This is a genomic window from Nocardiopsis sp. SBT366 (assembly GCF_001083815.1).
GTDB lineage: Bacteria > Actinomycetota > Actinomycetes > Streptosporangiales > Streptosporangiaceae > Nocardiopsis > Nocardiopsis prasina.
The window spans coordinates 34484-43747 of record NZ_LAVM01000049.1; the positions used below are offsets into that span (position 1 = coordinate 34484).

Annotated in this window: 7 protein-coding genes; all 7 read right to left on the reverse strand. The window is 70.7% G+C overall.

Annotated features, from left to right (window positions below):
• Positions 1–3: 3 nt before the first annotated feature.
• Positions 4–957, reverse strand: a complete 954-nt coding sequence (locus tag ADX84_RS16150) for an ABC transporter ATP-binding protein (RefSeq protein ID WP_049574892.1) — start codon at positions 955–957, stop codon at positions 4–6.
• Positions 957–1868: an ABC transporter permease gene (locus tag ADX84_RS16155; protein ID WP_049574896.1), complete on the reverse strand. Its 912-nt coding sequence runs from the start codon at positions 1866–1868 to the stop codon at positions 957–959. The genes ADX84_RS16150 and ADX84_RS16155 overlap by 1 nt, the downstream gene beginning before the upstream one ends.
• A complete protein-coding gene (locus ADX84_RS16160) occupies positions 1865–2860 on the reverse strand; it encodes an ABC transporter permease (protein ID WP_049574899.1) in 996 nt (331 codons plus the stop codon). Before ADX84_RS16160 ends, ADX84_RS16155 begins: the two co-directional genes overlap by 4 nt.
• Positions 2861–2928: 68 nt before the next feature.
• Positions 2929–4629, reverse strand: a complete 1701-nt coding sequence (locus ADX84_RS16165) for an ABC transporter substrate-binding protein (RefSeq protein WP_199776613.1) — start codon at positions 4627–4629, stop codon at positions 2929–2931.
• Positions 4630–4800: 171 nt separating this feature from the next.
• A complete protein-coding gene (locus ADX84_RS16170; RefSeq protein ID WP_049574906.1) occupies positions 4801–5847 on the reverse strand; it encodes a LacI family DNA-binding transcriptional regulator in 1047 nt (348 codons plus the stop codon).
• 197 nt (positions 5848–6044) lie between these two features.
• Entirely contained in the window at positions 6045–6923 is an 879-nt protein-coding gene (locus ADX84_RS16175; RefSeq protein ID WP_049574912.1) for an Fpg/Nei family DNA glycosylase, read from the reverse strand.
• Positions 6924–7007: 84 nt separating this feature from the next.
• Positions 7008–9264: ATP-binding protein (locus ADX84_RS16180; RefSeq protein WP_049574918.1), on the reverse strand; the 2257-nt coding region annotated here is incomplete at its 5' end.

The window sequence follows — 9264 nt, forward strand, 5'->3', positions numbered from 1 at the left end:
GCGCTACCTCCCCGTCTTCCAGCAGGCGGCCCAGTGGCCGGGCTCGATCTCCACCAGCGGCGGGACCTCGGAGCACTCCTCCGAGGCCATGGGACAGCGCTCCCGGAACCGGCAGCCCGAGGGCGGTCGCAACAGCCCCGGCGGCGTGCCGGGGATGCCCTCCAGGCGGGTTCCCTCGGTGGTCGTGCCCACTTCGGGCAGCGCCCCGATGAGCATCCGCGTGTAGGGGTGCTTCGGGTCGTTGATGATGGTCGCGGCCGGGCCCTTCTCCGCGATCCGGCCCGCGTACATCACCATGACGGAGTCGGCCATCTGGTAGACGAGCGAGATGTCGTGGGTCACGAAGATCATGCTCTTGACGTAGCCGCGGTCGCGGAACTCCACCATGGACTCGACCACCGAACGCTGGGTGGACACGTCCAGGGCCGAGGTCGCCTCGTCCGCGATGAGCAGGGACGGGTTGAGCAGGGTGGCCATGACCATGACCACCCGCTGCTTCATCCCGCCGGACAGCTCGATCGGGAACCGGTCGAGCACGTCGGGGTCGAGCCCCACCAGCTCCAGACGGCGCCGCAGCTCCTCGGCGACGCTGGCCGGACGCACGCCGCGTGCGCGCAGCAGCTCGTTGATCATCCGCCCGATCTTGCGGGTCGGGTTGAGGGCGCTCATGGCGTACTGCGGGACGAGCGAGATCTCGTGGTACCGGAACGGGTTCATCGCGCGGTCGTCCGCGATGGGGACGTCCTTCCCGTCCAGCTCGATCGTGCCGTCCACGTGCCGCATCCGGCCGTCCAGCCGGATCAGGCTCTTGCCGAGGGTGGTCTTGCCGCAGCCGGACTCCCCGGCCAGGCCCATGATCTCCCCGTCCGCGAGGTCGAAGCTCACCCCGTCGAGGGCGTGGACGTCCCCGCGCAGGGTCTGGTAGTAGACCTTCAGGTCCTTGACGCGCAGGGTCATCACAGCTCCCGCAGCTTGGGGTTGAAGACCTCGTCCAACCCGACGTTGAGGATGTACATCGAACCGACCAGGAGGGTGATCCCGGCACCCGGCGGAACGAACCACCACCACATGCCGAGCTGGAGGGCGCTCCACCCTCCGGCGTTCTCCAGCATCAGTCCGAGGGAGACGCCGCCCGCCGGGCCCAGGCCGATGAAGTCGAGCCCGGCCGCGATGAGGATGGCCCCGCCGAACAGCAGGATGAACGACATCACCAGGTACGAGCTCATGTTGGGGGCGATCTCGCTGGTGATGATCCGCCAGGTGCGCCGTCCGCTGAGCCGGGCCAGGTCCACGTAGTCGCGGGTGGCCAGGGTCAGGGCCTGGGAGCGGACCGCGCGGGCCGCCCACGGCCACGACGTCAGTCCGATGAACAGCGCCTGGACGACCAGTCCGCGCACGTCGAGGTAGGCGACGGCGACGATCAGCACGACCATGCCGGGCAGGACCAGCACGACGTTGGTGAGCATGTTGAGGATCTCGTCGACGACCCCGCCCTTGTACCCGGCCACGAACCCGACGGTGGTGCCGACGATGAACGCGATGCCGCCACCGAGCAGGCCGGTGAGGAACGTGGAGCGCAGGCCGTAGACGAACTGGGCCCAGATGTCCTGGCCGAACGTGGTGGTGCCCAGCCAGTACTCGGAACTGGGCGGCTGGCTCTGCGGGCCGACGTAGACGTTGGGACCGTGGTCGATGAACAGGGGGCCGATGAGCCCGATCGCCAGGAGGGTGAGCACGATGCCCGAGCCGATGAGCAGCTTGGGGTTGCGGCGGGCGAAGTGCAGGGTCTCGGACACCCTGCGTTCGCCGGACGCGTCGGGGGCGCCTCCGGTGTCGGTGGCCCCGGGTGCCCCGGGGATGTTGCTCATGACGCGCCTCCCGTCATCTGGACGCGCGTACGCGGGTCGACCAGGACGTAGATGATGTCGATGATGAAGTTGGCGATCAGCACGCCGACGACCACGAACAGGAAGATCCCCTGGAGCAGGAAGAAGTCGCGGTTGTTCAGCGAGTTGAGGATCAGCGTCCCCAGGCCGGGGTAGTTGAAGACGATCTCCGTGAGCAGCGCCCCGGCGATCAGCGTGCCCAGCTGGACGGCGAGTCCGGTGATCTGCGGCAGCATCGCGTTGCGGAACGCGTAGCGGCGGATCAGGCGGCGGGGGGCGCCCAGTGCCTGGAGGTAGTTCGAGTAGTCCGCCTCCAGCTCGTAGATGATCATGTTGCGCATGCCGATCGCCCAGCCGCCCAGGGCCACGACGAACATGGACAGGAACGGCAGGAACCAGTGGGAGATCAGGTTCGAGATGAACGTCCACGACCATGAGGGCGTGAGCGCGAAGCTGTACCCGCCCGCGGTCGGGAAGAAGCCGCCGACCACCGACAGCGAGTAGGCCAGCAGCATCGCGATCCACATGTAGGGCATCGCGGTGAGGATGTAGCCGATCGGCAGGACGGTGTTGTCCAGGATCTTGCTCCGGGCCGCGAAGGCGCCGAAGCGGTTGCCGATGATCCAGCTGAGGATGATGGCGGGGAGCAGCAGGGCCAGGGTGAAGGGCACGTGCCGCAGGATGACGTCGGTGACGGGCTCCGGGTAGAGCCACACGCTGAGCCCGAGGTCACCGCGGAAGAGCCCGGCCCAGAAGCTGAAGTACTGCTGGTGGAGCGGGGTGTCGAGGCCGAAGACCTCGTTGTAGTAGGCGGTCATCCGCTCCAGGGCCTCCGGGTCGGAGACCGAGGCCCTGCTGAGCATGCTCCGGACGGGGTCGCCCGGCATGAAGCGCGGGATCATCCAGTTGATGGTGACCGCCACGACGAAGGTGATGCCGTAGATGCCGATCTTTCGGCCCATGTAGCGCCACACGGGTGTCCTCCAGGTGTGGGAGCGCGGGTGGTGGGACGCTCCCGCGCGGGGAGCGTCCCACGTGTGCGCTATTCGGCCAGTTCGATCTCGGCGAGGGTGTAGATCGCGCCCATCTGGTACATGTTGTTCCACATGGTGGCGAAGTTGTCGGGGGTTCCCTCGTCCTCACTGGGCCAGTTGGTCCACACCTGGTTGCTGGCCTGGGACCACATGCCGTTGTACCAGAGCGGGATGATCGGCAGGTCGTCCAGGAAGATGCCCTGGAGGTCGGAGGTGATCGCGGCCATGCCCTCGACGTCCTCGGCGGGAGTCGCGGCCAGCTGTTCGGTCAGCTCCCAGGCCTCCTCGTTCTCGTACCGGGCGTAGTTGGCCGTGGTCTGCTGGTCGCGGATCGGCAGCTGGAAGATGAAGTCGTAGTACGTCCAGGGCGTGTTGCTGATGCTCCGGTCGTTGTTGATCATCAGGTCGAACTCCGCCTGACGGAAGTTCTCGATGAGCAGTTCGTGCTCGGGGAAGGCGGGTTCGACCTTGATCCCGACCTCCTGGGCGTTCTCGGCGATGACGTTGGCCGCCTCCATCCAGTCGCTCCAGCCCGAGGGGACCTCCAACGACAGGGTGATGGGTTCGCCGTCCGGGGTCTCGACGAAGCCGTCACCGTCCTCGTCCAGGTAACCGGCCTCCTCGAGGATGGCCACGGCCTCGTCGGAGTCGTAGGTGTAACCCTCGTCCGCGACCAGTTCGTGGTCGATGTACTCCTCCCACTGGGGGAGAAGGCCGGTGGGGTCGGCCGCCTCGACGAGGTTGGTGTAGGGGCCCTCGACGATCTGGCTGGTGTCGACGGCGTGGGCCAGCGCCCGTCGGAACTCGGGGTCTCCGAGGGCCGGGTGCTCGTGGTTGGGGACGAGCCAGGCGGTGTTCGCGGACTGCATGTAGGGCGGGCCCGCGAAGTAGCTGGTGATGTTGTTGTCGTTGCTGATGACCTGGTCGATGCCGGGGAGGAAGTTGTTGGAGAGGTCGACCTCGTGGTTGTTCAGCATGTTCATCGTGACGTCGTTGGACGCGTTGACGATGTCCACGATGTAGGTCGGCTTCATCTCCAGGTCGAGGGCCGCGGTGCCCCACCAGTCGTCGTTGCGCCGCCAGACCATGCGGTCATCCGCGTGGTTCTCGTAGACGTAGGCACCGGTGCCGACCGGGTCGCGGTTGGGGTCGTCGTTGACCTGTTCCTGGCTCTTGTCGGCCCAGAGGTGGTCGGGGACGATGGCACGGTTGGCCACCCAGTTCATCCACTCCTGCGGGCGCGGCTCGGAGAAGGTGAGGGTCACCTCGCGCTCACCGGTGGCCTCGGCGCTCTCGAGGTAGTCCCAGACGTTGCTGTAGTGGATGTCGAAGTGCCCGAGCTCCAGAGTGGTGACCACGTCCTGGGCGACCAGGGGCTCACCGTCGGTCCACTCGACCCCGTCGCGGAGGGTGATGACGTGGGTGTTCTCGTCCGGCCACTCATCGCTCTCGGCGAGCCAGGGCGAGTACTCGCCCTCGCTGGGATCGAAGACGAAGAGGGGCTCGTAGACCAGACCCACGGTTCCGACCGCGTAGTTGCCCTCCATGATCGGGTTCCAGTTGGTGGGGGGACCCCAGGCCGTGCCTGTGGTGTACAGCGTCTCGTTCCGGGGGTAGCCCCCGGAATCGCCCCCTGCGCCCTCGCCCGAGCACGCGCTGGCCACCAGCACCAGCGCCGCCAGAGCGGCGGGAAGCCTCAGAGATCTCATCTCGACTCCTCCTTCCACCCGGTCGGCCCTTCGTATGGGGGGAAGCCGATCCTGACTAGAAAGGCTGGGAGCGCTCCCAAGAGAGGGAGCGAAGGACCGTTGCTGAACCGGGTAAGTGACGTTAACAACAACATGGACCGGCGAACCCCGTCAATCCCCGTCACTTTGGTGTTATCCGCTTGTAACAGCGGATTCGGGGTCCCCCACCAGCACCCCCGTGCTCCCACGGGGGTGCAGCTCCCCCACCGGGGTCTCCTCGCTCTCCACTCGCTCCTGGTCCAGGACCCGGCTGAGCATCCCGGCGACCTGGCGTCCGTGACCCACCACGTCCCGGCTGATCGCCGTCAGTGAGGGCCGCACCAGGCGGCAGAGCGCGGAGTCGTCCCACGCCACGATCGACAGTTGGCCGGGCACGTCCACGCCCATCTCCGCCGCCACTCCGAGCCCCGCCACCGCCATCAGGTCGTTGTCGTAGACCAGCGCGGAGGGCCGGTTCGCGGAGGCCAGCAGGCGCCGGGTGGTCCGGGTCCCGGACTCCCCCGTGTAGTCGGCGTTCACCGAGTACGCCCCGGACAGCCCCGCCCCGGCCGCGGCCTCCTCGAAGGCGGCGCCGCGCACCTGGGTGTGCACCAGCTCCTCCGGCCCCGCGATCCTGGCGACGCGCCGGTGCCCGAGCGCCGCGAGGTAGTGGACCACCTCCCGGACCGGGGCGCCGTCGTCGGTGTACACGCAGGGCAGTCCGCCCACGCCGTCCGGTCCGCCCAGGACCACGGCGGGCAGGCCCAGGGAGCGGACCACCGCCGGCCGGGGGTCGTCCGCGCGCAGATCCACCATCACCACCCCGTCCACCCGGCGCTCCGAGGCCCACCGCCGGTACACCTCCAGCTCCGCCCCGGCGTCGTCGGTGACCTGGAGCAGGAGGTCCACCCCGGCCGAGGCCAGCTCCGTCTCGATACCGGAGACCAGCTGCATGAAGAACGGTTCGATGCCGAGCGAGCGGGCCGGCCGGTCCACGACCAGCCCGACCGCGCCGACCCGGCCGCCCGGGGACAGTGCCCGGGCCGCCTTGCTGGGAGCCCACCCCAGGTCGTGGGCGATGTCCAGGATGCGCCTCCTGGTCTCCTCGGAGACCCCGGGGCGCCCGTTGAGCGCGTAGGAGACCGCCCCCTTGGACACCCCCGCCGCGCGGGCGATGTCCATGATCGTCGGCCTCCGCATCAGAGCACCCACAGTGTTTCCCTCACGTCCTCTCTCCTCCCGTCACCCGTCCGGGTTCCGGGCTCCGAACACCCGTTTCACTGAACCGGTTAAGCGATCGACACGGGATTGTACCCACGGGAGCGGCGGGCACCCAGGCAATTTCGGGGCGGCGGCGCGGGTCCGGGCGAACCGGAGAGGGAGTGCCCGCGGTTCGGCTACCCCTGGCAGCCGGGGCACCAGTACAGGGTGCGCCCGGACAGCTCGGTGGCGGAGACCGGAGACGAGCACACGCGGCAGGGGTCCCCGGTCCGGTAGCAGACGTAGAGCGTGTCGGGCCGGGGCACCGGGCGCGCGTCGGGATCGGGCCGGTCCTCCGGTCGCGTGGTGATGATGTACCCGTCCCGGACGCCGTCCTCCAGGAGTCCGGTGAGGTCCGCCCAGAGGGCGTCCCAGCGTTCCCGGCTGAGTTCGCGACCGGGGGTCAGGGGGTCGAGCCCGGCGCGGAAGAGGGACTCGGCCCGGTAGATGTTGCCGATGCCCGCGATGACGTCCTGGCGCATGAGGAGCACCGCGAGGCTGCTGCGGGACCGGCTCACCACGCGCCAGGCGCGATCGGGGTCGGCGTCGGCGCGCAGGGGGTCCGGGCCCAGCCGGGCCTGGACGGCGTGCTTGTCGTCCACCGTGACGACCTCGCAGGCCGAGGCGCCGCGCAGGTCCGCCCAGCCCGAGGAGTTGACCAGGCGGACGCGGACGGCGCCCACCGGCTCCGGTGGAACCACGAAGCCGTCCGGGTCGCGGCGCAGGTCGAGGCGCCCGGCGCCCTCGGTTCGGGGGGCGCCCAGGTGGCGTTCGCCGTCGGCGTCCCCGAAGGACCAGGCGCCGTAGAGGCCGAGGTGGACGCGGAGCCATGCGCCGGAGTCGAAGCCCAGGAACAGGTGCTTGCCGTGTGCCTCGCTCTCCGTGAGGACCCTGCCGTCGATCCGGGCCGCGCCCTCGGCGAAGCGCCCCTGGGGGCTGCTGGCCCTCACCGTGCCGCCGCCGAAGGTCTTCTCGAAGTGCGCGGCCAGCCGGTGCAGCGTGTGACCCTCAGGCACCCGTGTCCCCTTCTGTCAGCATGTGTCCGTCGTTCCAGGATAGGGCGCGGGCACTCGCCCCCGACCGGGTGGCGGGAGGAGACGTCAGCAGGCGGACAGGATCTCCTCCACCAGCGTCCGGGGATCGGTGAGACAGCGCCAGGCGGGGACCACCACCACGAGGTCGTCAGTGACCTCGTTGAGCGCGTCTCCCCTGGTGAGCAGGCGACGAAGCGAGGGGCCGTCCGGTTCTCCGTCCAGCAGCAGGACCACGCGCCGTGATCCGTAGCTGACCACGAGGTCGGCGGTCCACCCGTGGAAGCGGCGTCCCGCCTCCACGTCGGTTCCGGCTGTGCGCAGGGCGTCCACCAGGGCGGTACCGGCCGGGGTGGCACCCGGGCCGGAGCGACCCCGGAGGAGGTCGCCGAGGGGGCCGTCACCGCCGGACCAGTGCGCCCGGTCACCCACCACCACGAGGCGTTCGCTGGTCCGGGTGAGCAGTGACGACCACAGGTGGGTCATCTGGCGCACCCGCCGCTCCGCGATGGCCGGGGCCCCGGCGACGAGCATCGGGGAGAGCACGGTGACGTCGGCGGCGGCGGTGTCGGAGTCCATCATGTCGGGCCCGCCCACCCGGACCCGGTGACGCAGGTGGCGTTGGCGCAGAAGCCTGCGGAGCAGCGCCACCTGCGGTTGCAGGGGCGCCACCACCGCGAGGCCGCTGTCCGCGGGCAGCTCCCTGTCGAGCTCGGCCACGACCACGGCCACCCGGTAGGCCTCCTCCCGGTTGACGTAGGAGGACCCCGGAGCCGCCTCGCACTCCCCCGTGACGTCACGCCACTCGAAGGCGGGCCGCCCGGCTCCTCGGGGCGGGCCCTCAACCACGAGCCGTCCTCCGTAGCAGTGCCGGGAGGCGACCGCGGCCAGGTCCTCGGGGGCTCCGTCGTGTTCGTCCAGCCAGAGCGTCGTGGTGGTGGCCGCGCGCACCGCCCGCAGCGCCGAACCCGATCCGTACCGCAGCGCGCGGTCGTCGAGCTGGCCCGCGACCAGCCCGGCGGTGGCCAGGGCCCGCCGCTCCTCCTCGGGTTCCAGCACGCTGGCCGGGCCCGCGTGGGCGGGGTCGCCCGCCACCACCGCGCGGTTGGCCCGGTAGAGCACGGGGAGCAGTTCGCTGACCCGGGTCCGCTCAGCGCCCACCACGACCACCAGGTCGAACATCCCGGCCTCCGAGGGCAGGGCACGGGCCTGGTCGGTGCGGCAGGCCCACACGGGCAGGGCGTCCAGGAGGTTGGCCGGACCGGGCCAGCCGCCGTCGTGGTGCCAGTTGAGCGCCTCCACGCGGTTCTCGATGGAGGTGCGGCCGCGCCGGAGGCGGGGGCCGGTCACCGAAGCCAGGCAGGCCGCGCTGGCACGGCGGTGCTGGACCCACGCGTCGGCCAGCTCCTCGGTGAGTTCGTTCAGGGGCGCACAGCGGGTCCTGCGGTCCACCGCCGCGCGCCACTCGCTCTCCAGGCGGGCCACGGCGCAGAGCTGGTCCAGCCCCTCGGGATCGGTGGCCACACCCAGTTCACGGCGGACGGCGGCGCGGTGCTGGAGTCCGCCCAGACCGCCCGCGGCGGCGCGTTCGGCCCGGTGCAGCCAGTACTCGGGGCCGCCGTGCTCGGGCGTGAAGAGGGTCTCGGGAGCCCAACCCCGGGCGATGCTGCGGCCGCGCTCCTCGGCGAGATGGGCGAGGACGTGGCCGTCTGCGGCGAGTGTGTCCATGGCCGACCACACCCGGCGGACCCGGTTCCAGGCGGCGACCAGGTCGTCGCGGTGGCCTGGGCCGTCCTCAGCGGCGGGCGTCGGCCCCGTCGCCGCTGTGGGCTCCGAGTGTTGGGCCAGCAGGCGGGTGAGTTGCCACCGTTCGGCGGCGCGGTCGCCGGCACAGCCCGCGCGGACGACCGGGTGCGCGGGGGCGGTCTCCGCCCGGGCCAGGACGGCGTCGAGGTCGGCCTCGGTCCGGCCGCACACCAGGACCCGCTGTCCGCTGGCGACGGCGGTGCGCACCAGGGCGTCGACCAGGTCGTGGACGCCGCTGCCGGGAGGGGCGGCCACGGCGGTGAGCTGGTCGCGCATGGCGGCGCGCAGCACCGTGTACTGGGCCTGGCTGAGGTCGGTGGCCGAGACCGGGACCGGCGGGGGGTTGTGGTCGCGGTCCGCTGCCTCGCGACGGTGCGCGCGCGAACCGCGCCGCGGGGTTTCGGGAGCGGGCCAGCCCCTGGCGCGGTCGGCGCCCCGGGCCGCGGGAGCGGCGTGCGCGGCGCTGCCGAGCAGGGACTCCAACGCGTCTCTTTTAAACATCTCCGAGCCCACGAGACAG